The organism is Acidovorax sp. SUPP2825, assembly GCF_030158995.1.
Taxonomy (GTDB): domain Bacteria; phylum Pseudomonadota; class Gammaproteobacteria; order Burkholderiales; family Burkholderiaceae_C; genus Paracidovorax.
The window spans coordinates 249,661-274,405 of sequence record NZ_BQXK01000007.1; the positions used below are offsets into that span (position 1 = coordinate 249,661).

At 66.8% G+C, this 24,745-nt stretch carries 24 protein-coding genes and 1 riboswitch; of the genes, 19 read left to right on the plus strand and 5 right to left on the minus strand.

Annotation, left to right across the window (positions count from 1 at the left end; translation table 11 throughout):
• The first annotated feature begins 61 nt into the window (after window positions 1-61).
• A riboswitch (S-adenosyl-L-homocysteine riboswitch) is annotated at window positions 62-158 on the plus strand.
• Window positions 159-227: 69 nt separating this feature from the next.
• From ahcY to AVAK2825_RS11610, 5 genes are all read left to right on the plus strand, one after another.
• The gene (ahcY, locus tag AVAK2825_RS11590; protein ID WP_272565120.1) at window positions 228-1,658 is read left to right on the plus strand and encodes an adenosylhomocysteinase; all 1,431 of its coding nucleotides are present in this window, start codon (window positions 228-230) and stop codon (window positions 1,656-1,658) included.
• 137 nt (window positions 1,659-1,795) lie between these two features.
• Window positions 1,796-2,797, plus strand: coding sequence for a TlyA family RNA methyltransferase (locus tag AVAK2825_RS11595; RefSeq protein WP_272565119.1), 1,002 nt, complete (start codon window positions 1,796-1,798; stop codon window positions 2,795-2,797).
• Window positions 2,794-3,636, plus strand: a complete 843-nt coding sequence (gene metF, locus AVAK2825_RS11600) for a methylenetetrahydrofolate reductase [NAD(P)H] (protein WP_284398240.1) — start codon at window positions 2,794-2,796, stop codon at window positions 3,634-3,636. The genes AVAK2825_RS11595 and metF overlap by 4 nt, the downstream gene beginning before the upstream one ends.
• Window positions 3,637-3,687: 51 nt before the next feature.
• Complete coding sequence (locus AVAK2825_RS11605; RefSeq protein ID WP_272565117.1) at window positions 3,688-4,290, plus strand: hypothetical protein; 603 nt, start codon at window positions 3,688-3,690, stop codon at window positions 4,288-4,290.
• A complete protein-coding gene (locus AVAK2825_RS11610) occupies window positions 4,256-4,912 on the plus strand; it encodes a septal ring lytic transglycosylase RlpA family protein (protein WP_284398244.1) in 657 nt (218 codons plus the stop codon). Before AVAK2825_RS11605 ends, AVAK2825_RS11610 begins: the two co-directional genes overlap by 35 nt.
• 10 nt (window positions 4,913-4,922) lie before the next feature.
• Here the strand turns inward: AVAK2825_RS11610 and AVAK2825_RS11615 are convergent, their stop codons facing one another.
• Window positions 4,923-5,816 carry a 23S rRNA (adenine(2030)-N(6))-methyltransferase RlmJ gene (locus AVAK2825_RS11615; RefSeq protein WP_284398247.1) on the minus strand — a complete coding sequence of 298 codons (894 nt, stop codon included), beginning with the start codon at window positions 5,814-5,816 and terminating at the stop codon, window positions 4,923-4,925.
• Window positions 5,817-6,064: 248 nt separating this feature from the next.
• Here AVAK2825_RS11615 and AVAK2825_RS11620 point away from each other — a divergent pair, with 248 nt between their 5' ends.
• The 7 genes from AVAK2825_RS11620 (at window position 6,065) to mdtD (ending at window position 12,260) form a co-directional block, all read left to right on the plus strand.
• Window positions 6,065-7,984 carry a serine/threonine protein kinase gene (locus AVAK2825_RS11620; RefSeq protein ID WP_284398250.1) on the plus strand — a complete coding sequence of 640 codons (1,920 nt, stop codon included), beginning with the start codon at window positions 6,065-6,067 and terminating at the stop codon, window positions 7,982-7,984.
• Window positions 7,985-8,145: 161 nt separating this feature from the next.
• The gene (gene rplM, locus AVAK2825_RS11625) at window positions 8,146-8,574 is read left to right on the plus strand and encodes a 50S ribosomal protein L13 (RefSeq protein WP_092745280.1); all 429 of its coding nucleotides are present in this window, start codon (window positions 8,146-8,148) and stop codon (window positions 8,572-8,574) included.
• 11 nt (window positions 8,575-8,585) lie between these two features.
• Complete coding sequence (gene rpsI, locus AVAK2825_RS11630) at window positions 8,586-8,978, plus strand: 30S ribosomal protein S9 (protein ID WP_284398253.1); 393 nt, start codon at window positions 8,586-8,588, stop codon at window positions 8,976-8,978.
• A gap of 164 nt (window positions 8,979-9,142) precedes the next feature.
• On the plus strand, window positions 9,143-9,856 hold the full coding sequence (locus AVAK2825_RS11635; protein ID WP_284398257.1) for a DUF6776 family protein: 714 nt from the start codon (window positions 9,143-9,145) through the stop codon (window positions 9,854-9,856).
• Window positions 9,857-9,916: 60 nt separating this feature from the next.
• Window positions 9,917-10,315 (plus strand): bactofilin family protein, encoded by a 399-nt coding sequence (locus tag AVAK2825_RS11640; protein WP_272565112.1) that lies wholly within the window; start codon window positions 9,917-9,919, stop codon window positions 10,313-10,315.
• A gap of 59 nt (window positions 10,316-10,374) precedes the next feature.
• Window positions 10,375-10,740, plus strand: coding sequence for an iron-sulfur cluster insertion protein ErpA (erpA, locus tag AVAK2825_RS11645; RefSeq protein WP_008907234.1), 366 nt, complete (start codon window positions 10,375-10,377; stop codon window positions 10,738-10,740).
• 95 nt (window positions 10,741-10,835) lie between these two features.
• Window positions 10,836-12,260 (plus strand): multidrug transporter subunit MdtD, encoded by a 1,425-nt coding sequence (mdtD, locus tag AVAK2825_RS11650; RefSeq protein ID WP_272565111.1) that lies wholly within the window; start codon window positions 10,836-10,838, stop codon window positions 12,258-12,260.
• A gap of 4 nt (window positions 12,261-12,264) precedes the next feature.
• On the opposite strand, the gene AVAK2825_RS11655 is transcribed toward mdtD, so the two are convergent.
• Both AVAK2825_RS11655 and AVAK2825_RS11660 read right to left on the minus strand, forming a co-directional pair.
• Complete coding sequence (locus tag AVAK2825_RS11655) at window positions 12,265-13,374, minus strand: anhydro-N-acetylmuramic acid kinase (protein WP_284398332.1); 1,110 nt, start codon at window positions 13,372-13,374, stop codon at window positions 12,265-12,267.
• Between the two features lie 22 nt (window positions 13,375-13,396).
• Window positions 13,397-14,758, minus strand: a complete 1,362-nt coding sequence (locus tag AVAK2825_RS11660; protein WP_284398334.1) for a M23 family metallopeptidase — start codon at window positions 14,756-14,758, stop codon at window positions 13,397-13,399.
• Between the two features lie 178 nt (window positions 14,759-14,936).
• Between AVAK2825_RS11660 and tyrS the strand changes: the two genes are divergently transcribed.
• On the plus strand, window positions 14,937-16,172 hold the full coding sequence (gene tyrS, locus AVAK2825_RS11665) for a tyrosine--tRNA ligase (protein WP_284398336.1): 1,236 nt from the start codon (window positions 14,937-14,939) through the stop codon (window positions 16,170-16,172).
• 33 nt (window positions 16,173-16,205) lie between these two features.
• On the opposite strand, the gene AVAK2825_RS11670 is transcribed toward tyrS, so the two are convergent.
• Entirely contained in the window at window positions 16,206-17,198 is a 993-nt protein-coding gene (locus AVAK2825_RS11670; RefSeq protein WP_284398338.1) for a LysR substrate-binding domain-containing protein, read from the minus strand.
• A gap of 118 nt (window positions 17,199-17,316) precedes the next feature.
• On the opposite strand from AVAK2825_RS11670, the gene AVAK2825_RS11675 reads away from it, so the two are divergent.
• The 5 genes from AVAK2825_RS11675 to AVAK2825_RS11695 all read left to right on the plus strand — a co-directional run bounded on the left by AVAK2825_RS11675 (window position 17,317) and on the right by AVAK2825_RS11695 (window position 21,869).
• Window positions 17,317-17,844 (plus strand): DUF2917 domain-containing protein, encoded by a 528-nt coding sequence (locus AVAK2825_RS11675; protein ID WP_284398341.1) that lies wholly within the window; start codon window positions 17,317-17,319, stop codon window positions 17,842-17,844.
• A gap of 194 nt (window positions 17,845-18,038) precedes the next feature.
• Window positions 18,039-18,338 carry a DUF2917 domain-containing protein gene (locus AVAK2825_RS11680; protein WP_284398345.1) on the plus strand — a complete coding sequence of 100 codons (300 nt, stop codon included), beginning with the start codon at window positions 18,039-18,041 and terminating at the stop codon, window positions 18,336-18,338.
• A gap of 340 nt (window positions 18,339-18,678) precedes the next feature.
• The gene (locus AVAK2825_RS11685; protein ID WP_349817170.1) at window positions 18,679-19,383 is read left to right on the plus strand and encodes a Crp/Fnr family transcriptional regulator; all 705 of its coding nucleotides are present in this window, start codon (window positions 18,679-18,681) and stop codon (window positions 19,381-19,383) included.
• 167 nt (window positions 19,384-19,550) lie between these two features.
• Entirely contained in the window at window positions 19,551-20,987 is a 1,437-nt protein-coding gene (glmU, locus tag AVAK2825_RS11690; protein WP_284398347.1) for a bifunctional UDP-N-acetylglucosamine diphosphorylase/glucosamine-1-phosphate N-acetyltransferase GlmU, read from the plus strand.
• Window positions 20,988-20,990: 3 nt separating this feature from the next.
• Complete coding sequence (locus AVAK2825_RS11695; protein WP_284398350.1) at window positions 20,991-21,869, plus strand: sensor histidine kinase; 879 nt, start codon at window positions 20,991-20,993, stop codon at window positions 21,867-21,869.
• 33 nt (window positions 21,870-21,902) lie between these two features.
• On the opposite strand, the gene AVAK2825_RS11700 is transcribed toward AVAK2825_RS11695, so the two are convergent.
• Window positions 21,903-22,415: an Lrp/AsnC family transcriptional regulator gene (locus AVAK2825_RS11700; protein WP_284398353.1), complete on the minus strand. Its 513-nt coding sequence runs from the start codon at window positions 22,413-22,415 to the stop codon at window positions 21,903-21,905.
• Between the two features lie 138 nt (window positions 22,416-22,553).
• On the opposite strand from AVAK2825_RS11700, the gene glmS reads away from it, so the two are divergent.
• Complete coding sequence (gene glmS, locus AVAK2825_RS11705) at window positions 22,554-24,470, plus strand: glutamine--fructose-6-phosphate transaminase (isomerizing) (protein ID WP_284398356.1); 1,917 nt, start codon at window positions 22,554-22,556, stop codon at window positions 24,468-24,470.
• Window positions 24,471-24,745 lie beyond the last annotated feature (275 nt).

Below are 24,745 nucleotides of genomic sequence, written 5' to 3' on the forward strand. Positions count from 1 at the left end.
GCAGCGCGCCACGGTCGGCGCGCTGGCATGGGCGCGAAGCGCGATGTCCTTATAATCGCCGCTTTCCGAGGAGCGTTGCAGCGTCTTTACCCCCGGTGCCCGGTGTGCGGCAGGGACGCGAGGCTCGGATCATCATTTTGCAACGACGCTCGCCCACGCTTCTTGTGCGGTGAGTGAGCCATTCCCCTCCGATGCGTGGTTTTTTACCTTCTTTACCGGAGAAAACCATGAGCGCAGTTCTCAAGCCCCAGGCCGACCAGGCCATCGCCGACCTTTCCCTTGCCGCGTGGGGCCGCAAGGAAATCCGCATCGCCGAGACGGAAATGCCCGGCCTGATGGCCATCCGCGACGAGTTCGCCGCCAGCCAGCCGCTCCAGGGCGCGCGCATCACCGGTTCGCTGCACATGACGATCCAGACCGCCGTGCTGATCGAAACGCTGAAGGCCCTGGGCGCCGACGTGCGCTGGGCTTCATGCAACATCTTCTCCACGCAGGACCATGCCGCTGCCGCCATCGCGGCCACGGGCACGCCGGTCTTCGCCATCAAGGGCGAGTCGCTGGAAGACTACTGGGACTACACCCACCGCATCTTCGACTTTGCGCCTAAGGGCAGTGCGGGCGAAGGCCCCAACATGATCCTGGACGACGGCGGCGATGCCACGCTGCTGATGCACCTGGGCCAGCGCGCCGAGAAGGACGCCTCCCTGGTCGCCGGCAACGGTGCCAGCGAGGAAGAGCGCATCCTGTTCGCCGCCATCCGCAAGAAACTGTCGGAAGACGCGACCTGGTACACCCGCAAGTCGGCCGAGATCATCGGCGTGACGGAAGAAACCACCACGGGCGTGCACCGCCTGAACGAGATGTCCGCCAAGGGCACGCTGCTGTTCCGCGCGATCAACGTGAACGACTCGGTCACCAAGTCCAAGTTCGACAACCTGTACGGCTGCCGCGAATCGCTGGTGGACGGCATCAAGCGCGCCACCGACGTCATGATCGCCGGCAAGGTCGCCGTGGTGGCCGGCTACGGCGACGTGGGCAAGGGCTCCGCCCAGGCACTGCGCGCGCTGTCGGCCCAGGTGTGGGTCACCGAGATCGACCCCATCAATGCCCTGCAGGCCGCCATGGAAGGCTACCGCGTGGTGACGATGGACTACGCCGCCGACAAGGCCGACATCTTCGTGACGACGACCGGCAACAAGGACATCATCACCCACGACACCATGGTGAAGATGAAGGACCAGGCCATCGTCTGCAACATCGGCCACTTCGACAACGAGATCGACGTCGCGTCGATCGAGAAGTACGAATGGGAAGAGATCAAGCCCCAGGTGGACCACATCACCTTCCCGGACGGCAAGAAGATCATCCTGCTGGCCAAGGGCCGTCTGGTGAACCTGGGCTGCGGCACGGGCCACCCGAGCTTCGTGATGTCGTCGTCGTTCGCCAACCAGACCATCGCGCAGATCGAGCTCTTCACCAAGCCCGATGCCTACGAGGCCGGCAAGGTCTACGTGCTGCCCAAGCTGCTGGATGAGAAGGTCGCGCGCCTGCACCTGAAGAAGGTCGGCGCCATGCTGACCGAACTGACGGACTCGCAGGCCGCCTACATCGGTGTGAGCAAGAGCGGCCCCTACAAGCCCGACACCTACCGTTACTGATCGGGCGGGGCTTCGCCGCCCCGGGGCGGCGGCCGGCAACTCCGGCCGGTTCGCCCTGTCTTGCTATAAAAATAATAGCTTCTAGCGCTAGATGAATATGCGCTGGAGGCCTTTTTGACTCTGAAAAGGACGGGCGCATGCGCGCAGACGTGTATCTGGTGGACAAGGGCCACGCCGCGACCCGGTCGCAGGCGCAGCGCCTGATCGCGGCCGGCGTGCAATGGCGGCTGGCACCCAGCCTGCCCTGGCATAAGGTGGCCAAGAACGGTGACGAGATTCCGGACATCGCCGAAGTGCAACTGCTCGACCAGTCCGAGGCGCGCTACCTCTCGCGCGGCGGCCTCAAGCTGGAAGGCGCGCTCGTGTCCACGGGCCTGGACGTGGCGGGCTGGCGCTGCCTGGACGTGGGCCAGAGCACCGGGGGCTTCACCGACTGCCTGCTGCAGCGCGGCGCGGCCCAGGTGATTGGTGTGGACGTGGGCCACAGCCAACTGCACGACCGCCTGCGCCAGGATCCGCGCGTGGTGGCCGTGGAAGGCGTCAACGCCCGGTCCCTGACGGCCGCATCGCTGCAGGACGCCTGCGAGGACGCCCTGTCCGAGCAGGTCGAGCAAGACCCCGACGACAACGAGACCCAGCCCGAAGCGCCCTACAGCTGGATGCGCAACGGCGGCCTGATCGACGACGAATACGACGACAGCGACGACGCCAAGGAACACGACGTCGAAGCCTTCAAGGCCGAGCGGTCGGCCCGGGCGCGGGCCCGCGCGGAGGGCGCCCTGCCCACCGTGCGCCGGCGCCGGGCAGGGCTGGAACAGGTGGACATCACCCCGGTGTTCGACCTGGTGACGGGCGATGTGTCGTTCATCTCGCTCACGCTCATCCTGCCGGCGGTGGCGCCGCTGCTCAAGGCCGGCGGCGACCTGCTCATGCTGGTCAAGCCGCAGTTCGAGCTGCAGCCCGGCCAGGTGGGCAAGGGCGGCATCGTGCGCGATGTGGCGCTCTACGCCGTGGTCGAGCAGCGCATCCGCGACTGCTGCGCGGAACTGGGCCTGACCGTGGCCGCCTGGATGGACAGTTCCATCGATGGCGGCGACGGCAACCGTGAATTCTTCGTCCATGCAAGGAGGGCGGCATGAGTGCCTCCAATCCACCCGTACCCGTCAGTTTCGAATTTTTCCCCCCCAAGACGCCCGAAGGGGCCGAAAAGCTGCGTGCCGTGCGGCAGGCGCTGTATGCCCGGCGGCCCGAGTTCTGTTCCGTCACCTACGGTGCGGGCGGCTCGACGCAGGAGGGCACCTTTACCACCGTGCGCGAGATTCTGGCGGAGGGCGTGAGCGCAGCCTCGCACTTCTCGTGCATCGGCGCCACGCGCGAGACGGTGCGCAGCCAGCTGGCCACGCTCAAGGCCATGGGCGTGAAGCGCCTGGTGGCCCTGCGCGGCGACCTGCCGAGCGGCTACGGCGCGGGCGGCGAGTTCCACTACGCCAGCGATCTGGTGGCCTTCATCCGCGCGGAGACGGGCGACGACTTCCACGTGGAAGTGGCCGCCTATCCGGAAGTGCACCCCCAGGCCCGTTCACCCGAAGCCGATCTGCAGGCCTTCGCGCTCAAGGTGCGTGCCGGCGCGCACTCGGCCATCACGCAGTACTTCTTCAATGCCGACGCCTATTTCCGCTTCGTGGACGACACGCGGCGGCTGGGGCTGGATGTGCCCGTGGTGCCGGGCATCATGCCCATCCTGGGCTCCACGCAGCTCATGCGTTTCTCCGACGCTTGCGGTGCCGAGATTCCCCGCTGGATTCGCATGCGCCTGCAGGGCTTCGGCGATGACACGGCCAGCATCAAGGCCTTCGGCCTGGATGTGGTCACCGGGCTGTGCGAGCAGCTGCGCGACCGTGGCGTGCCGGGCCTGCACTTCTACACGATGAACCAGAGCGCCACCACGCTGGAGATCTGCCGCCGGCTGGGTCTCTAGACGCCGGCGGTCACTCCGGTAATATCGCCCCTTCGTTTTTCGTGCCCATCCATGACGTCCGCCTTCGCTCCCCTGTTGGTCGCCACCCTGTGCTGCGTGGCGTCTGCCCCGTCGTGGGCCCAGACGCGGTACGTCTGCCGGGATGCCGCAGGCAACAGCTTCACGATGTCGCGCCCCTGTCCTTCGGGCACGACGACGTCGGTGGCGGCCGCAGGGCCTGTCTCCCCGCCTCCGGCGTGGCGCTATGAGCCCCCGGTGCGTTCCGTTCCCGAAGGGCCGGCTTACCAGCGCTACATGAGCGCCCGTTGCCGGTCCCTGAGCGACACGCTGCGCGGAGGCTCCTCCGGCATTCAGCCCGACGCTTACGCCGGCATGCGCCGGGAGTACCAGCGCGATTGCCACGACGAGGAATCCGACGCTTCCTCCCGCTATTCCAGGGAGCAGAGCGAGGCGCGCAAGCAGCGGCAGGAGCAGGAACAGCAACTGCGCGTGGCGGCCCAGACCTCCCGCGAAGAGGCCACGCGCCACGCCGAACAATGCCGGGAGTCGCGCCGCATCCTCACCGCCAAGCGGGCCCGCACGGACCTGACCGAAGGCGAAAGAAAGGACCTGAAGCGTTTTGAAGACGCCTACGAAACGCGCTGCCAGCGCTGAACTGCGCCACCGCCTCGGTGCGCTGTTGTCGGGCGCGCTGCTGTCGTGCGCCCTGGTGGCCTGCGCGGTCAAGGCGCCCGCGCCCGGCGACGACACCGTCGCGGCGCCGCAAAAGCCATTGGTTCCCCTGCCTGCGCCAGCCCAGCCGCCCCGCGCCGCGGCCCCTGTGAAGCCCCCGCCGGCCATGGCGGGCGATGCGCCCTCCAGCCCGTCGGACGCGGACACCTCATCCGAGAGCGACACCGCCGATGCGTTCGTGCAGGAAGGCTTGGCCTCCTGGTACGGGGCGCGTTTCCACCGCCGCCGCACGGCCAGCGGAGAGCGCTTCGACATGAACGAATTCACCGCCGCCCACCGCACCTTGCCCTTCGGCACGCGCGTGTGCGTGCGCAGCCTGGTGACCGGCCGCGCCGTGCAGGTGCGCATCAACGACCGCGGGCCCCACTCGCCCGGTCGCATCATCGACGTGAGCCGCGCCGCCGCCGGGGCGCTGGGGTTGCTGGGGCTGGGCACCAAGCCGGTCGTGGTGTCGCAGGCGCCGGACGATGCCGCGGCGCAGTGCCCCGATGCCTCGGCTTCCGGCCTGTCGCAGGCCGGCCCGTTGCCAGCCGCTGGCGAATAGGCGGGCGGGCTCAGCCGCCCGACTCGAGCGTGTGCGAGGCGTGGTGGTCCTGCGCCAACAGTTCGGCCATCTGCGGCAGTGCGGGCTTGAGCGCCGCTTTCAGCGTGAACGGCGGATTGATCAGGAACATGCCGCTGGCCGGCAGCCCCGGGCGGCGGGCCTGTCCGTCCGCGGCGCCCGTCACCTTGCTCGATTTCACGGTGAGCGTGGCATGCAGCCACGACTTGCCGGCCTTGGTCGCCAGCGTCTTGAGCCGCCGCGGCAGGTCATGGGCTTCGGGCCGGGGAATGATCGGGTACCAGACGGCATAGGTGCCCGTCGCAAAGCGCTTGAGCGAGTCTGCGGCCATGTCCAGGACGCGCCCGTAGTCGCTCTTGATTTCATAGCTGGGGTCGCACAGCACGAGCGCGCGGCGGGCCGGTGGGGGCAGGAATTTCTTGATGCCTTCGAAGCCGTCCTCATGCAGCACCGCCACCTGGCGGCCGGCCTCCAGCTGGGCCACGTTGCCGGCCAGCGCGCGCAGGTCGGTCGGGTGCAGTTCGAACACCTTGAGCTTGTCGCGGTCGCGCAACAGGCGCTGCGTGATGAAGGGCGAGCCGGGATAGACCCGCGTCACGTTGCCTTGGTTGAAGGCGCCGACCATGTCGACGTAGGCCTGCAGCGCGGGCGCCAGGGGCTCTTTGAGCACGGTGGGCGGCACCAGGCGCAGGATGCCGTCCCCCGCCTCTCCGCTCGTGGCGGCATAGTCGCCGTCCAGCCGGAACAGGCCGGCGCCGGCATGGGTGTCCAGCACGGTGAGCGCTGCGTCTTTCTGCGTAAGGTGTTGCAAAGTGGCAATCAGCACCGTGTGCTTGAGCACATCGGCGTGGTTGCCCGCATGGAAGGCGTGGCGGTAACTGAACATGATGGGCCAATGGTAACCACGCACCGCCCGGTTGCCGCGTGATCGTGCCCGTCGTCGGGGCGCAGTGGGGGCCGGGGCGCTGCCGGTGCGACGGCTTGGGGGTCGTCGCCGGGCGCCTTGTTGCCGCCAGGGGGCGGGCTTGCTGCATGATGGCGGCTTCGGCCAATGTGTTGCAATCCATCCACTTGTCCGTTGCCGGGTGCGCCGTTGCTGGTGCACCATTGCCGCCCGAAAGCCCAGCCGTCACCATGTCCGCCATCACCAGCACCGAACCCCCGACCGACGTCCACCACGTCGACGCCCTGCCGGCCGGGACGCGCCTGGGGGAGTTCGAGGTGCTTTCGCTGCTGGGGGTGGGCGGGTTCGGCATGGTCTACAAGGCGTTTGACCATTCGCTCCTGCGCTTCGTGGCCATCAAGGAATACATGCCTTCGGCGCTGGCGGCGCGGGCGCAGGGGCAGTCGCTGTGGGTGCGGTCTTCCACCCAGGAGCAATCCTTCCAGGCGGGGCTGGCCTCGTTCGTGAGCGAGGCCAGGCTGCTTGCCCAGTTCGACCACCCCTCGCTGGTCAAGGTCTTCCGATTCTGGGAAGCCAATCACACCGCCTATATGGTCATGCCGCTCTACACGGGCATGACCCTCAAGCAGGCCCGCGCGCACATGCGCACGCCGCCGCCCGAGGCCTGGCTGCGCAAGATGCTGTGGTCGGTGCTGAGCGCGCTGCGCGTGCTGCACGACGGCCAGACGCTGCACCGCGACATTTCGCCCGACAACATCTTTCTGCAGGACAGCGGCCCTCCCGTGCTGCTGGACCTGGGGGCTGCACGCCATGCGATCAGCGACCACGGGCACCAGCACACGGCGGTCCTGAAGGTCAATTACGCGCCCATCGAGCAGTACAACGACGGCGAGAGCGATCTGCGCCAGGGGCCCTGGAGCGATCTGTATGCCCTCGGTGCCGTGGTGCATGGCAGCCTGTGCAACGACACGCCGCTGCCGGCCACGCTGCGGTCGATCCGCGACCGCATGGTGCCGTTCTCACGGGTGGCCAAGACCGTGCGGCGCCAGTTCTGCGTCGAATATTCCCCGCCCTTCGTGGCCGCGATTTCACAGGCATTGGCCCTGCGGCCGGACGAGCGCCCCCAGAGCATCGACGAATTCCTGCGCACCATGGACATGGTCGCTCCTCCGGAGGGCATCGACCAGTTCGATTTCCGCGCCGAGCTGGGCGATATCTGGGTGGAGCCGGCTGACCGGCATGGCACGGGCGTGGCGGTGCCCATGATCGACATCACCTCGGTTCCCTTGGGGGCGGTGGGCGCACCCTTGCCTGCGCCTCTGGCCGCTGCGGTGGAGGCGCCGACGGTGGACACGGGTGCGCAATTGCACATCGATCGGCAGGAGGCGGGCGACACCGTGGTGTCCGATGAGCATGACACGGTTTTCATGGATGGAGGACAAGAGGTGGCAGATACCGTGACAGGTGGCGATACGGTTTTCGAGGAGCGCCGTCCTCAGCATCCGGAAAGGCTGGGGCGTCCGAAGACCCGCCGCAGCCAGGCTGCGGGCGAGGAACCGCCGGCATCGGCCGCCGCTGGCGTGCGCCGCCGTCCCTTGCTTTGGGCGGGCGCCGGCGTGGTGGCCGTGGCTGTGATCGCTGCCGGACTGTGGTGGAACGCCTCGCGCGACACGCGCCATCCCACCAAATACACCCCGGAAGACCAGATCATCACGGAACTGGCCGAGCCGCCAGCGCCGGTGGCCTCTGCGCCTGCCGAAGTGATCCCCGTGGTCGATGAAGCGGCCGCCGCACCGGCGCTGCCAGCCGCATCCGCTGCATCGGTGGCCGCAGCGCCCGCATTCGTCGTTGCATCGGCACCACGGCCCAAACCGGCGCCCCGCAAGGTCGCTGAGCCCACGCCAGCGGCCGTGGCCGCGGAAGCGCCCGCGTCGCCCGAGCCTGCGCCGGCTCCGGCGGCTACGCCTAAGCCGGCGGCCACACGCGTGGCGGGGCCGGACGAAGCGTGCGCCAACGCCGGATTCATCGCCCGACCGATGTGCATCCACCAGCAATGCCAGAACGCGGCGGTGGCCAACCACCCGCTGTGCGTCGAGAACCGCCGCAGGCTGGAAGCCGAAGAACGCCGCCGCACGATGCTGTCCCAATAGCCCTGCCTTGGCATTTTCCCGCCGCTTCGTATAATGGCGGGCTTCGCAGCGCTTTTTTGGTCCCGCGGCGGAGCATTCACACCACCTAAGAGGCTTCCTTCAGAGATGCACCGACCGTGGAAAAGGACCGACAAACCCCCGTTCTTTGAAAAGAGAAACTCATGTCTACTTTCAGCGCAAAGCCCGCTGAGGTCGTGCACGAGTGGTTTGTGATTGACGCGACCGACAAGGTCCTCGGACGAGTAGCCAGCGAAGTTGCTCTCCGTTTGCGCGGCAAACACAAGGCCATTTACACGCCTCACGTCGATACCGGTGACTTCATCGTCATCATCAACGCCGCTCAGCTCAAGGTCACCGGCACCAAGTCCCTGGACAAGGTGTATTACCGCCATTCGGGCTATCCCGGCGGTATCACGGCCACGAACTTCCGCGACATGCAAGCCAAGCACCCCGGCCGCGCGCTGGAAAAAGCTGTCAAAGGCATGCTGCCCAAGGGTCCCCTGGGCTACGCGATGATCAAGAAACTCAAGGTGTATGGCGGTGCTGAGCATCCCCACACCGCCCAGCAGCCCAAGGCGCTGGAAATCTAAGGAGCCTTGAGATGATTGGTGAATGGAACAATGGCACCGGCCGTCGCAAGTCCAGCGTCGCCCGTGTGTTTCTCAAGAAGGGTTCCGGCAAGATCACTGTGAATGGCAAAGACATTCAGCAGTATTTCGGCCGCGAAACCTCGATCATGATCGCCAAGCAGCCGCTCGCGCTGACCAACCATGTCGAAACCTTCGACATCCAGGTCAACGTGCACGGCGGCGGTGAATCCGGCCAAGCCGGTGCCACCCGCCACGGCATCACCCGCGCCCTGATCGACTACGACGCAACGCTGAAGCTCGCACTGAGCCAAGCCGGCTTCGTGACCCGCGATGCACGTGAAGTCGAACGGAAGAAGGTCGGTCTGCGTTCTGCACGCCGCGCCAAGCAGTTCTCCAAGCGTTAAGCTTCGCCACTGCAAAAGACTGCCATGCCGTACTGCGCCTTTACAAAGGCTGCAAGAGGGGCATGTCAGTCGGCCGAAAGCACTCTCGGGTGCTTTCCGGCTTCAGAAACCGCCTGTCCGGCGGTTTTTTCATTTCTGCTCCTCCATTTGTTGGATAGGGAAACATGCGACTCAAGCTGCTACGGCGTCGTTTGACCATCAGTGCCCCGCGGGTGTCGGTCCGCAGCGCGATGCCATGGCCTGTTCGCTGGGTGCTGCTGGCCATTTTCTTCGGCCTGTGCGCCGCGCTGGCGCTCTGGGCCTTCGAGTTCGGCAAGAGCATCGCAGGCCTGGACTCCCGCTCCCGGGCCGAATTGGTGCGGTTGCGCGAAGAGGTGGCCCAGTTGCGCGAGGAGCAGCGCTTGCAAAAGGACACGTCGAGCTCTACCGGCACGCTGCTGACCGCAGAGCGCACCACGATGGATCGCCTGATGGCCCAGATGCGCCAGCTGGAGGCGGACAACCGTGCCCTCCGGGACGACCTAGGCTTTTTCGAAAAACTCATCCCTGCAGGCAAGACCGAGGGTGTCAGCATCCGTGGACTGCAGGCCGACGTGATCGGCGGCAACGAGTTGCGCTGGCAGGTGCTGGTGATCCAGCCGGTGCGCAATGCGCCGGAGTTCCGTGGCCGGCTGGAGTTGCTGCTGGCAGGTACGCGCGATGGACGCCCCTGGACACAGGCGATGCCTGCGGATGGGCAGTCCCTTCAGTTCCAGCAGTACCGCCGGGTGGAAGGGTTGTGGCCGTTGCCCGGCAATGCCGTGGTAAAAACCGTGACCGCGCGGGTCTTGGAGGGCAGTGCGGTGCGTGCCACCCAGACCCTGAGCATCGAAGAATAGCGGCGGTGGTGGCGTCGGCAATGGGCCATTCCCTCCCGCGCCAACCGACTGGAGTGTTCCATGTTCTCTCGCAAGAAGCAGCCCCCGATCAAGAGCCTGATTGCCCATGGCACCCGCATCAACGGCGAAGTGCGGTTTTCCGAGGGCTTGCGGATCGATGGCGAGGTGGCAGGGGACGTGCGGGCCAGCGACGAGCAGCCCAGCATTCTGGTGATATCGGAGTCTGCCCGGGTCGAAGGCGCGGTGCACGCGGCCCATGTGATCGTCAACGGCACGGTGCTCGGACCGGTGCATGCCGCAGAATTGCTGGAACTGCAGCCCAAGGCCCGCATCACCGGCAACGTGCACTACAAATCGCTTGAAATGCACCAAGGTGCCACGATATCGGGACAGATGAGCCCGTCGACCGTGCTGGTCGAGGAAAAACCCACACTGAAGTTGGCGTCAAACGCCAGCTGACCCACATTCAAGGGGCATTGCAGTACCATCGACGGCAAACCCTCCCGAAGGAGCACTCCATGAGCGCCGTAGCCGAAAACATCCAGACCGAAATGCCCGCCCCGATCCTGTTTACCGACAGCGCGGCGGCCAAGGTGGCTGACCTGATTGCCGAAGAAGGCAACCCCGACCTGAAATTGCGTGTGTTCGTCCAGGGCGGCGGATGCTCGGGCTTCCAGTACGGCTTCACGTTCGATGAAATCACGAACGAAGACGACACCACCATGACCAAGAACGGTGTGTCGCTGCTCATTGATGCCATGAGCTACCAGTACCTGGTCGGTGCCGAAATCGACTACAAGGAAGACTTGCAGGGCGCCCAGTTCGTCATCAAGAACCCGAATGCGACCACCACCTGTGGCTGCGGATCGAGTTTCTCCGCCTGATGGCGCGATTTTTCGCCTGACTCAAAAGCCGCCTTCGGGCGGCTTTTTGCTGGGCACGTGCGGCGGAACCCATTACCGCCGTTGATCGGAACGGCATGCAACAAGAGCGCTCCCTTCAAATCCTGCTGTGGCTGGTGGCCGTCGGGTTCTTCATGCAGACGCTGGACGCCACCATCGTCAACACGGCCCTGCCCACCATGGCGCACAGCCTGGGGGAAAGTCCGCTGCGCATGCAATCGGTCGTGGTGGCGTATTCGCTGTCCATGGCGCTGCTGATCCCGGCATCGGGCTGGGTGGCCGACCGCTTCGGCGCACGGCGCGTGTATTTGAGCGCCATCGTGCTGTTCGTCGTGGGATCGGTGCTTTGCGCTGTGTCGAGCCGGCTGGACCAATTGGTGGCGGCGCGGGTGGTGCAGGGCCTGGGCGGAGCGCTGTTGCTGCCGGTGGGGCGGCTGGTGGTGCTGCGCACCTTTCCGCGCGAGAAGTTCCTGCAGGCCATGAGCTTCGTGGCGATCCCCGGCCTCATCGGGCCGCTGATCGGCCCCACGCTGGGTGGCTGGCTGGTGGAGGTGGCATCGTGGCACTGGATCTTCCTGATCAATGTGCCGGTCGGCCTGATCGGGTGCCTGGCGACCCTGCGGTACATGCCGGCCGTGCCCGGCGCCCCGGTGGCCCGCTTTGACCTGGCGGGCTATCTCATGCTGGCCTTCGGCATGGCGGCGCTGTCTCTGGCGCTGGATGGACTGTCGAGCCTGGGGCTGCGGCAGGCGAGTGTGCTCGTGTTGCTGATTTTCGGGCTGGCGAGCCTGGTGGCGTACTGGCTGCATGCGGCGCGTAAGCCGAACCCACTGTTCTCGCCCCGGCTGTTCTCGGTGGCCACGCTGCGCATCGGGCTGCTGGGCAACCTGTTTTCGCGCCTGGGCAGCTCGTGCATGCCCTTCCTCATCCCCCTGATGCTGCAGGTGACGATGGGCTACACCCCCCTGCATGCCGGACTGATGATGCTGCCGGTCGCATTGGCCGGCATGTCGATGAAGCGTTTCACGACGCCATTGATCACGCGGTTCGGCTACCGCCGCGTGCTGGTGGGCAACACGCTGATGGTGGGGATCACGATGGCGAGTTTTGCCCTCTCGACCCCCTCGCAGCCGCTGTGGTGGCACATCGTGCAACTGGCGATCTTCGGTGCGGTGAATTCGCTGCAGTTCACGGCGATGAACACGGTCACGCTCAAGGACTTGAACCAGGGCATGGCCAGCAGCGGCAACAGCCTGCTGTCGATGGTGCAGATGGTTGCCATGGGCATGGGGGTGGCCGCCGCGGGCGGGGTGCTCTCGGCATTCACGGGCCACTTCGGGAGCGGGGGCGCGCAGCAGACGCTGTGGGCGTTCCAGGGCACGTTCGCCTGCATGGGGCTGGTGACCATCGCCTCGGCAGGCATCTTCTGGCAGTTGTCTCCACGCGACTCCGAAAGCGGCGCGGCTGCGGACGACGTGCCGGACGTGCCGGAGCACGTCTGAGCCGTCAGGCGGGGTAGATCGCGCCCAGGATGCGCGGCCCCGCCGCGCCGGTGACGCTGGGCAGATTGCCGCTGCGCCGCTCCACGGCTCGGTGGGCCAGCCAGGCGAAGGCGGCGGCTTCCACCTGCAGGGCCGGCATGCCGTGCTCGTCGGAAGCCGATACGGCGGCCCCGGGCGCAAGCGCCTGCAATCGACGCATGAGGTGGCCGTTGAGGGCGCCACCGCCGCACACGATCAACGGGCTGTCGCCTTCACCGAAACGGCGAACGCCATCGGCGCAGACACTGGCCGTGAATTCGGTCAGCGTGGCCTGGACATCGGCCGGGGCGGCCGATGCGAACGCCGGCAGGTGCCCTTCCAGCCAGGTGGGGTTGAAAAGGTCACGTCCTGTGCTTTTGGGCGGTGGCTGCGACAGATACGGCTCGGACCGCAGTGTGCCGAGCAGTGCGGGCAGGACCTGCCCGCTGGCGGCCCAGGCACCGTCGCGGTCGAACGGTTGGCCCGTGTGCTGCTGGCACCAGTGGTCCATCAGCGCGTTGCCGGGCCCGCAATCGAATCCCAGCACCGCACCCTGTGCACCCAGCACGCTGAGGTTGGAGATGCCGCCGATGTTCAATACGCAGACTGTCCGGCCGGACTGGCCGAACACCCCCTGGTGAAACGCCGGTACCAGCGGTGCACCCTGGCCGCCTGCCGCCACGTCGCGGCTGCGAAAGTCGGCCACCACGTCGATGCCCGTCGATTCGGCCAGCAGGGCGGCGTTGCCCAGTTGCAGTGTGTAGCCGGTGCCGTCAAAAGTCTGGGGGCGGTGGCGCACCGTCTGCCCGTGGGCGCCGATGGCGCGAACGGCGGAGGGCGGCAGGCCGGCCTGTCTCAAAAGCGTGTGCACCACGCCGGCATAAGTGCGTGCCAACGCATTGCCGGCCAGCGCCGCGCGGTGCAGTTCGTCGGCACCGGGTGTGTTGAGCGCGAGCAGCTCTGCTCTTAAATCAGGAGCAAAGGGTGCGCATGCATATTGCGCGACCTTGCATTTTTGTTCGGAGAAATCGGCCAGCACTCCGTCGACTCCGTCGAGCGAGGTGCCCGACATGAGCCCGATGTACAGCGCTGGCATGGGGCCGGAACGCGCCGCGCGCTTACTGGGCGCTGGCTTGCTGCACCTGGGCGGCGGCCGACAACTGGATGCGCATGTTCGATGCCAAGCGGTTGAAGGCGGCGCGCGAGGCGCTGGACACCGGCGTGGCGGCTTCGCTTTGCTGCGCGATCACCATGGGGTCCTGGTGCTGGCCATCCACGCGGAACTCGAAGTGCAGGTGGGGGCCGGTGGCCCAGCCCGTCGCGCCGACGGCGCCGATGGTCTGTCCCTGCTCCACGCTCTGGCCCTTGCGCACGTCAATGCGGCTCAGGTGGGCATACACGGTGACGTGCTGGTTGCGGTGCTTGACGTAGATGACGTTGCCATAGCCGTTCTGCACCCCGGCGAAATCGACCGTACCGTCGCCCACGGTGCGCACGGCCGTGCCGGTGGGCGCTGCAAAGTCGGTGCCCAGGTGGGCGCGCCACTTCTGCAGGATGGGATGAAAGCGCATCTTGAAACCGCTCGAGATGCGCGAGAACTCCACCGGCGAGGTGAGGTAGGCGCGGCGCATGCTCTCGCCGTCCAGCGTGTAGTAGGCGCCCTTGGAGGCGGGCGTGTCCTGGAACCAGACGGCGTCGTGCGTCTTGCCGTTGTTGTGGAATTCCGCGCTCAGCACGCGGCCGCTGCGCAGCGGCTCGCCATCGGCTTCGAGCGTTTCGTAGACCACCGAGAACCGGTCGTCCTTGCGCAGGGCGCGGTGGAAATCGATGTTGCTGGCGAACACCTCGGCGATCTGCGTCGCCACGGCATCGGGAATGTTGGAAGCGTCGGTCGCGGCGAACAGCGAGCTGCGGATGATGCCGCCGGCCAGCCGCGTGCCCACGGTGAGCGGCGCCGTCTCGACGCGCGAGGTGAATTCGTTGCCCTTGCGCTGCACGACCAGCCGGCGGAAATTGCCGCTGTCGTCCTGGACCCAGCGCGCCGTGAGGCTGATGAGGCGGTGATCGTCCGTGGTTTCTGCCGATACGGACCGGCCCGAGCGGCCCAGCAGGGTCTGGCGCACCTGGCCGTCGCTGCGCAGGAAGGCCGCTGCCGCGGGGTCTGCCACGCCCAGGCGCTGCAGGATGGCTTCGGCGGTGTCGCTGCTGCGGGTCTGGTCCGAGCGGTAGAGGGAATAGTTGGGAATGTCCACCAGCGCCGGCAGGGACTGGTCGCTGGCCAGCGAATCCACCGCGTATTCGACGGTGCTGCGGGGCAGGTCGGCGGGGTCCGGCGCGAAGGATGCGACGGCGAAAGCGCCGCCGCCGCCCGTCAGCAACAGCGTTGCGATGGCGGCGGTGATGCGTTTGGGATGGGTCTGGGCGATGCGCGATAGCCGGTCCAGCAGTGCGAGGCTGGCGGATGTCAAGCCATTGTTCAAAGTGTCTTACCCCAGGGTGAGGTGCGTTCGGGCCGGGTGGGGGCGGAACGCACGAGCTTGGTCAGGCTGCAGCCATTCGGTGCAAGGGTCCGAACCGGCAGGACCACTAGAATCCGCCACTGCAAATGTGGGCCGGAGTATAACGACGAGCGCCCCGGAAACCCCCAAAAAAACCCTTATGAATCAATCTGCTGTTACAACATTCCCAATCACCGATGGTGTAGGACGGGCGCTTGAGGTATCGCTACGGGGCGCTGACGAATTGCTGCCCCGCGACGAATGGACGAAGAAGCTGGCACGCTCCGAGGCGACCGGCGTGCCGCTGCGCATCAAACTGGGGCTGGATCCGACGGCGCCGGACATCCACATCGGCCACACCGTGGTGCTCAACAAGATGCGCCAGTTGCAGGACCTGGGGCACCAGGTGATCTTCCTGATCGGCGACTTCACCAGCCTGATCGGCGACCCCTCCGGCCGCAACAGCACCCGGCCGCCCCTCACCCCCGAGCAGATCAAGGCCAATGCCGAGACCTACTACCGCCAGGCCAGCATGGTGCTGGACCCGGCCAAAACGGAGATCCGCTACAACAGCGAATGGAGCGAGCCGCTGGGCGCGACCGGCATGATCCAGCTCGCCGCCAAGTACACGGTCGCGCGCATGATGGAGCGCGACGATTTCCACAAGCGCTTTTCGACCGGGCAGTCGATCAGCGTGCACGAATTCCTCTACCCGCTCATGCAGGGCTACGACTCGGTGGCGTTGAAGAGCGATCTGGAACTGGGCGGTACCGACCAGAAGTTCAACCTGCTCATGGGTCGCCATCTCCAGCAGGAGTACGGCCAGGAGCCGCAGTGCGTGCTCACCATGCCGCTGTTGGTGGGTCTGGACGGCGTCGACAAGATGTCGAAATCCAAGAACAACTACATCGGCATTGCGGAAGACGCCAACACCATGTTCGCCAAGGTGCTGTCCATCTCCGACACGCTGATGTGGGACTGGTACACGCTGCTGTCGTTCAAGTCCCTCGCCGAGATCGCCGCGCTCAAGGCCGAGGTGGAGGCGGGCCGCAACCCCAAGGACGCCAAGGTGATGCTCGCCAAGGAGATCACCGCGCGCTTTCACAGCGCGGCGGCCGCCGATGCGGCCGAGGCGGACTTCATCAACCGCAGCAAGGGCGGGGTGCCCGACGAGATTCCCGAGGTGGCCCTGGCCGGGGCGCCGCTGGGCATCGGCGCGCTGCTGCGCCAGGCCAACCTGGCGCCTTCCGGCAGCGAGGCCAGCCGCCTGATCGATGGCGGTGGCGTGCGTGTGGACGGCGGTGTCGTCAGCGACAAGGGTCTCAAGCTGGAAGCGGGCACTTACGTGCTTCAGGTGGGCAAGCGCAAGTTCGCGCGGGTCACGCTCAGCGCCTGAACGCGTCAGACTGCGGCATGCGCCGCACGCGCGTCAATCCAGGTTGTCGCTCAGGTCGGGGTCGGGCACGTCACCGATCGCCTCGCGCGTGGCCTGGGCCTGCAGGGTGAGCCAGGCGCAGAACGCCCGGATTTCCGGCCGCTGCCCGCTGCGCGGTCCCACCAGCAGCCAGTACGCCAGAGGCGAATCGAGCCGGTAGCCCGGCAGCACTTCCACCAGATCGCCCGACGCCAGCGCGTCGGCGATGAGCGGCATGCGCGCCAAGGCCAGGCCCTGGCCGGTGAGCGTGGCCTGCACGATCTGATGGGCGTAGTTGAAGTACAGCCAGCGCTTGGGCTGCAGCTTTTCCTGCCCGTTGAGCTCGAACCAGCGGCGCCAGGTGAGCCATTCGAGGTGCATGGTGCGGTGCGCATCGCCCGCTTCGATGAGCGTGAAGCGCGCCACGTCCGCGGGCCCGCGGATGGGCGGATTGCTCTTGATGAGCCAGGGGCTCGCCACCACGGCCAACTGCTCGCCGAACAGGCGCTGCGAGCCGCTCATGTTGGCGCTGGGCAGGCTGTAGCGCAGGGCCAGGTCCACGTCGGCGGTTTCCAGGTCCACGGCCACATCGCTCGCGTCGATGCGGATGTCGATGTCGGGGTTTTCGCGCTGAAACTCCTCCATGCGCGGGATGAGCCACATCGAAGCGAAGCTGGCCCAGGTGGTGATCGCCACGCTCTTGCGGCCCGCTGTCTGCCGCACCAGCCGCACACAGGCATCCAGGCGCTCGAGGGCGGGGGCGACGGCCCGCTGCAGCTGCGCGCCGGCGCTGGTCAGCTCCACCGCCCGGGTGTGGCGCAGAAACAGCGGCACGCCCACTTCTTCTTCCAGCGCCTGGATCTGGCGGCTGACCGCCGATTGGGTGAGCGAGAGCTCTTCCGCGGCTGCCCGGAAGTTCAGATGGCGGGCCACCGCGAGAAAAGCGCGCCAGTGGCCGACCGCCACTGGCCGGGTGCGCAGGTGGGTGATGGGGGCAGGCAGATTCATGGCTGGGATTGATGAGGCTGGGGAATCAAATTATCTCCGGCTTTTCATTGGACCGGATGGGGGTGATGGGCCGAATATCCAGTCCTGTCAACACCAAGATCCATGCAAGGAGCGCTCCATGTCAAACCCTTCCGTTCTGGAATCGCAACAATCCCGGGTGGGCGCTGTGTCGGCCCGGACCATGGCGGGCTGCTGGATTTTGCCCCCACGCCGCGCCTTGGGTTTGTACCCCACCCAGCGGGCGCGGCTGCGCATCGAGCGTGGCGGCGTCTGGCTCACGGTGGCGGGCCGCAAGGGTGCGTTGTCCAGCGACTGTTTCCTGGGCGAAGGCGATGAGCAGGTGCTCGAGCCCGGGGTTCATGCCGTCATCGAGCCGTGGCACGGCGGTCGGGCCGCGCTTTCGGGTGGCGCGCTGGCCGAAGGCGTGCAATTTCGCTGGGATCCGGTCGCCCTGCCAGCGCTCGTAGTGCACTCCGAGGCCTGGTCGCGGGGCGTCGTAGCGCCTTGGGTGGACTTGATAGGGGCTTTGCGCGGGGCGGCGTGGGCTGCGGCCCGGCTGGTGAAAGGGCTGCTGCAGTGGGCAGGCGCAGGCCGCTGGGCGCCGACGGCGGTCCCTCGGACCTGCATTGATGCGCAATGCGAATAGATCGGAGAGGTCTTTCGCATTGATGTGGTTCCGGCATGAATCGCCTGGGGCGTTTTCATTGGACGGTGCCACGTCGCCAGACGCATGATAGGCACATTGCTAGGGTTTTCCAGGAGAAAGAAATGACCGCTTCAAATGTTCTGAATTTTCAACAATCCGCTGTCTTGCCTCGCGGAGAGGCGAAAGACATTTGCATGCTGGCCACCGGCAATGCCCACAGCCTGCGCCCCCGTGTGCCGATGGCCCTGCGCGTGATGTCCGGCCATGCCTGGGTCACGCTGGACGACGGCCCCAACGGTGAGCGCGATGTGGCGGCCGGCGACGTCTTCCTCAATGCCGGCCAGACCCTGTGGGTGGCGGCCGGCCAGCATGCCGTCATCGAGCCCCTGGGCCGCGATGCCGTGCAGTACCGCTTCAGCGCTTCGGCGGTGGTGCGCCATGCGGACAGCGCTTTGAAAGCCCGCTCCACGCAAGGCGAAACCTGCTTGGCCTGAAGTCTTTCTTGCTGCCACCCCCCAGGGAGCCGCAGCGAGGCCGCAGGAAACTGGCGCGGTGGCGCCGAAGGCGGGCCGGAAGCTGTCAAAGCTCCCGGCCCGTTTGACATTTCAGGGCCGGTCGGCAGGCTGATGAAATCCCTCCCGGCGGGTGAGAAAGTCAATCGGCGCTGGCGCGTCGGCGCAAGGCCTGTGGCGTGTCGTGCACAGTGTCAAAAGACATAGGGAGGAGTACCCTGGTGTGCCTAGAATCGCCGCCCACCAGTTCTCACCGATTCGCCTTTATGAGCGTGGACTTTGCTTCTGAATCCCTGGCGCACGCCATTGCGATGCCTGCCGGTTGCGCAATACCCCTTCCGCTTTCACTCCCGTCTCGCCGCAGGAGCTGCAGTTCATCGACCAGTTCCGCTGCGGCACCGCCACCGTGGCGGCCGGCGGCACGCTGATCCGCGAGCACCAGCCTAACGGCAAGCTCTACACGCTCTACACCGGTTGGGCGTTTCGCTACAAGACGCTGTCGGATGGGCGGCGCCAGATCCTCAACTTCCTGCTGCCCGGCGACCTGGTGGGGCTGCAGCAGGAGTTCGGCGACACCGCGATGCACGGTGTGGAGGCCGTCACCCCTTGCGCGTTCTGCGTCTTCCCGGCCGACGGGCTGTGGTCGCTGTTTCGCGACCATGGCCGGCTGGGCTACGACGTGACCTGGCTCGCGGCGCGCGGTGAGGGCATGGTGGACGACAACCTGCTCACCACCGGCCGGCGCAATGCCACCGAGCGCGTGGCCATGCTGCTCATGCACCTGTACCGCCGGCTCGACCGCCTGGGGCTTTCCGAGAACGGCACCGTCGAATTCCCCATCACCCAGCAGCACATCGCCGACTCGCTCGGGCTGTCGCTCGTGCACACCAACAAGACGCTGCGGCGCCTGGCGCAACTGGGTCTGCACGAGATCGCCGATGGGCGGCTGCGCATCATCAATCCGCGCGCGCTGGCCCGCATCGCCGAGTATTACGACACCATCCCCCGGCCGGTGCCCCTGCTCTAGGTTTTGGGTGAAATCGGCCTCCAGTGCAATAAGTACTAGGGCATGTTGCTATTAATTTTGTAGCAATCTTAAAACCCCTGGCGGACGCGGCAGGGCGCCGATAATCGGCGGATTCCCCTGGGACGCCGGTCGCCGTGCCGCGCGGCCGCAACCGAACGGACCCTTTCATGACAGCACTGGACATCATCATCATGGCGGCGGGCAAAGGCACGCGCATGAAAAGCCGCACCCCCAAGGTCCTGCAGCGCCTGGCGGGGCGCCCGTTGCTGCGCCACGTGCTGGACCAGGCGGCCAGCCTGCAGGCGCGGCGCGTGGTGGTCATCACCGGCCACGAGGCGGAGCAGGTGGAGGCCGCCGTCGCTGGCGATTCGGGGGGCGATTCCGGCGCCGGTTTCGAATTGAAGTTCGCCCGCCAGGAGCCGCAGCTCGGCACCGGCCATGCCGTGCAGCAGGCGATGCCCGCGCTGGCGGGCGACGGCACCGTGGTCGTGCTGTCGGGCGACGTGCCCCTGACCCAGGCCGCCACCTTGCACGCGCTGGTGGAGGCCTCGGCGCAGGAGCGGCTCGCGCTGCTGACCGTGACGCTGCCCGACCCGACCGGCTACGGCCGCATCGTGCGCGATGCCGCCGGTGCAGTGCAGGGCATCGTGGAGCACAAGGACGCGAGCGACACCCAGCGCGCCATCACCGAGGTGTACAGCGGCATCATGGCCGTACCGGCGCAGCGGCTGGCCGGCTGGCTCGCCCGCCTGCGCAACGACAACGCCCAGGGCGAGTACTACCTGACCGACATCGTCGCCATGGCCGTGGCCGACGGGGTGCCTGTGGTGGCCCACCGCATCACCGACGCATTGCAGGTGGCGGGCGTGAACAGCCCGCTGCAATTGGCCGAACTGGAGCGCGCGCACCAGACCCGCCAGGCCGCGGCGCTGATGGAGCAGGGCGTGCGCCTGGCCGACCCGGCGCGCTTCGATCTGCGCGACGATGCCCGCATCGGGGTCCGGGGCCGGCTGGTTTGCGGGCAGGACGTGGAGATCGACGTGAACTGCATCTTCACCGGCCACGTGGAGCTGGGCGAGGGCGTGCAGATCGGTGCGCACTGCTGCATCGCCAACGCCACCATCGCGGCGGGCGCGGTGATCCACCCCTACACCCACATCGATGGCGAGAAAGCCGGTGTGCAGGTCGGCCCGGGCGCCCTCATCGGGCCTTTCGCCCGCCTGCGCCCGGGTGCCCAACTGGGCCGCGAGGTGCACATCGGCAACTTCGTCGAAGTGAAGAACTCCACGCTGGCCGATGGCGCCAAGGCCAACCACCTGGCCTATCTGGGCGATGCCACGGTGGGCGAGCGCGTGAACTACGGTGCGGGCAGCATCACGGCCAATTACGACGGGGCCAACAAGTTCCGCACCGTCATCGAGGCCGACGTGCACATCGGCAGCAACAGCGTGTTGGTGGCGCCCGTCACCATCGGCGCTGGCGGCACGGTCGGTGGCGGCTCCACCATCACGAAAGACGCCCCGCCGGGCGCGCTGAGCGTGGCGCGCGGCCGGCAGGTGATCATCGAGAACTGGAAGCGCCCCGCCAAGGTGCCCAAGGCCTGAGCCATGGATGGCCCCCGCAGCGATCTGCCGAATGCAGCGGGCCGCGTGCAGGCCGACGAGGTGACGCGCCTGCGGGCGGAACTGGACGCGGCGCGGCAGGAGCAGGAGGCATTCCTGCGGGCCGTGTCGCACGACCTGCGCGCGCCCGTGCGCCACATCCTCGCCTACGGCCGGCTGTTGCGGGAGACGGTTGCAGAGAGCAATGCCGATCCCGAGGCGATGCAGTTTCTGGACACCATCGCGCAGGCAGGCCAGCAGCTCGGCGGCATGATCGACGGGCTGATCCAGCTGGGGCGCATCGGCTCAGCCCCTGCTACGCCGGCCCCGGTCGCGCTGGGCCCGGTGCTGCAGAGCGCGGTGGCTGCGGCGCGGACTGCTGCCGCGGTAGCACCGTCACCCAAAAGCGGGGCAGCGAAAGCGCCTGCGTCTTCCGAAGAGGGCTCGGCCGGCGCCTGGATCGACGCCGTGCAATGGGATCTGCCCGCGGCCGAGGCCTGCCCCGTGCTGTGGGCGGACGCGGGCTGGCTGCAGGAGGTGCTGGTGGCATTGCTGGACAACGCCCTCAAGTTCTCGCGCGGTGCCCAGCCGCCACGCATCGCCGTGCAGGTGCGGCCGGCACCCGGCGAACGGGTGGACATCACGGTGCAGGACAACGGCGCCGGCTTTCCTGCCGCGCAGGCGGGGCAGCTGTTCCAGGTGTTCCAGCGGCTGCATCCGGCCAGCCAGTTCGAAGGCCTGGGCCTGGGGCTCGCGCGGTGCCGGCGCCTGGTGGCGCGCATGGGCGGCACCATCGGCATCAGTGCGGCGCCCCACCAAGGCTGCACGGTGTGCCTGCAATTGCCGGCCGCGGGGGCACCGGGGCCGGACGCCGCTGCCGGCTGACCGCGGCGATGGCCGCCGCGCCAGTCGGGCGGCTCATGGGGTGCGGGGAGCCAGGGTCTCCGGACGCACGCACGGCAGCTTCGGCTCGAACTTGCTGCGCTTGAGGCTGAAGAAGGCCTTCACGTTGCGCACGTTGCCGTCGCTGGAAAACAGGCGCTGGGCCAGGGTTAGATAGCCCGGGATGTCCTGCGCGTAGATCACCAGGATGAAATCCGGCCCCGGCGAGACGCGGTAGCACTGCTGCACCGCGGTTTCCGGCTGCATGCGCTGCTCGAAGGCTGCCAGGCGTTCGGTGTCCTGCCGGTCCAGCGTCACTTCCACGATCGCGGTGATGCCGTGGCCCAGGTGCCGCGCCAGGGCATCGGGCTGCACCAGGGCCACCTCCCGCTCGATCAGGCCCGCCTCGCGCAGGCGCTTGACCCGGCGAAGGCAGGTGGGAGGCGACACGCGAACCGCTGCGGCCAGGTCCTGGTTGCTGGTCGTGGCATCGTCTTGCAGGGCACTCAGCAGTTGAAGGTCGGTGTCGTCGAGAAATAATGGTTCCATGGGGCTAATTTTATGGAATTAAATTTCAATAGGTGTTTTATGAGAAATTTAATTCCAAACATTGTTTGAATAATTTATACATATTTCTTAACGCCCTGCCTACCATCGCCCATCCACATTCCTTTCAGGAGATCGTCCATGTGCGGCATCGTCGGCGCGGTATCCACGCGCAACATCGTTCCCATCCTCGTGCAGGGCCTGCAGCGCCTGGAGTACCGAGGCTATGACTCCTGCGGCGTGGCCATCCACGATGCCAGCCTGGGCGCCTCCCGCACGGGCGGCCTGCGCCGCGCCCGCAGCACGGCCCGCGTGGCCGAGTTGCTAGAGCAGGTGAACGCCGAGCAGGTCGAGGGGGCCACCGGTATCGCGCATACCCGCTGGGCCACGCACGGCGCCCCGGCGGTGCACAACGCCCATCCGCACTTCAGCCACGGCACGGGCGATCCCACGGCGGATGAGCCGCTGCGCCTGGGGCGCGTGGCGCTGGTGCACAACGGCATCATCGAAAACCACGAAGAGCTGCGCGCCGCCCTGCAGGCACGTGGCTACACCTTCACCAGCCAGACGGACACCGAAGTCATCGCCCACCTGGTGGACAGCCACTACAGCGGCGACCTGTTCCAGGCTGTTCAGGCCGCCGTGGTCCAGTTGCATGGCGCCTACGCCATTGCCGTCATCCACAAGGACGAACCCCACCGCGTGGTGGGTGCACGCGCCGGCTCACCGCTCATCCTGGGCGTGGGGGAGGGCGAGCATTTCCTGGCCAGCGATGCCATGGCGCTCGCCGGCGTGACCGACCAGATCGTGTACCTGGAAGAGGGCGATCTGGTGGACCTGCAACTGGGCCGCTACTGGATCGTGGGCAAGGGCGGGCAGCCGCTGGAGGCCCATCGGCGCCCGGTGCGCACCGTGCAGGCGCACAGTGGCGCCGCCGAGCTGGGCCCCTACCGCCACTACATGCAAAAGGAAATCTTCGAGCAGCCCCGCGCCATTGCCGACACGCTGGAGGGCGTGCGCGGCATCGTGCCCGAGCTGTTCGACGGCGCCCCCGGTCCGGACGGCGAGCCCGGCGCCGCCGCCTGGCGCGTGTTCAAGGAGATCGACTCGGTGCTCATCCTGGCCTGCGGCACCAGCTACTACAGCGGCTGCGCGGCCAAATACTGGCTGGAGTCCATCGCCGGCATTCCCACCCAGGTGGAAGTGGCCAGCGAGTACCGCTACCGCACCAGCGTGCCGAACCCGCGCGCGCTGGTCGTCACCATCAGCCAGTCGGGCGAAACGGCCGACACGCTGGCTGCGCTGCGCCACGCGCAAAGCCTGGGCATGCTGCACACGCTCACCATCTGCAACGTGTCCACCAGCGCCATGGTGCGCGAATGCAAGCTGGCCTACATCACGCGTGCCGGTGTCGAGATCGGCGTGGCCTCGACCAAGGCCTTCACGACGCAGCTGGCGGGGCTGTTCCTGCTCACCCTCGCCATCGCGCAGTCGCGCGGCCGCCTGACCGACGACCAGGAGGCCGAGCACCTGAAAGCCATGCGCCATCTGCCCGTCGCGCTGCAGGCCGTGCTGGCGCTGGAGCCGCAGATCATCAGCTGGGCCGAGGACTTCGCGCGCATGGAAAACGCGCTCTTCCTGGGCCGCGGGCTGCACTACCCCATCGCGCTCGAAGGCGCGCTGAAGCTCAAGGAAATCAGCTACATCCATGCCGAGGCCTACCCGGCAGGAGAGCTCAAGCACGGTCCCCTGGCCCTGGTGACCAGCGCCATGCCGATCGTGACCGTCGCCCCCAACGACACGCTGCTGGAAAAGCTCAAGAGCAACATGCAGGAAGTGCGCGCGCGCGGCGGCGTGCTGTATGTGCTGGCCGATGGCGACACACGGATCGAAAGCGGCGAAGGCCTGCATGTGATCCGCATGCCCGAGCATTACGGCCCGCTGTCGCCGCTGCTGCACGTGGTGCCGCTGCAATTGCTGGCGTACCACACGGCTTGTGCCAGGGGGACGGACGTGGACAAGCCCCGCAATCTGGCCAAGAGCGTGACGGTGGAGTGAGTGCTTGTGGCGGCTCCCGCACTGCCCTGAATTGACAAAAGTTATGGAAATTTTCCGTACAGAAAATGCTAGTTCTCAATTATTTTTGAGTTATGGAAATTTTTACTAATTAGCTTTTACTACGCAATAAGCTGCTCGAAGGACTTAGGGAAGCTCTGCACAAAACACGCACGAACGTGCTGATGCCTTGAGCCAGTTGGAACGCGATGGGCCAACCCCTGATTTATCTCAGCTCCGGTGCCTGTGGCACGAACTGGCGGCCTGAATGGCCGGTT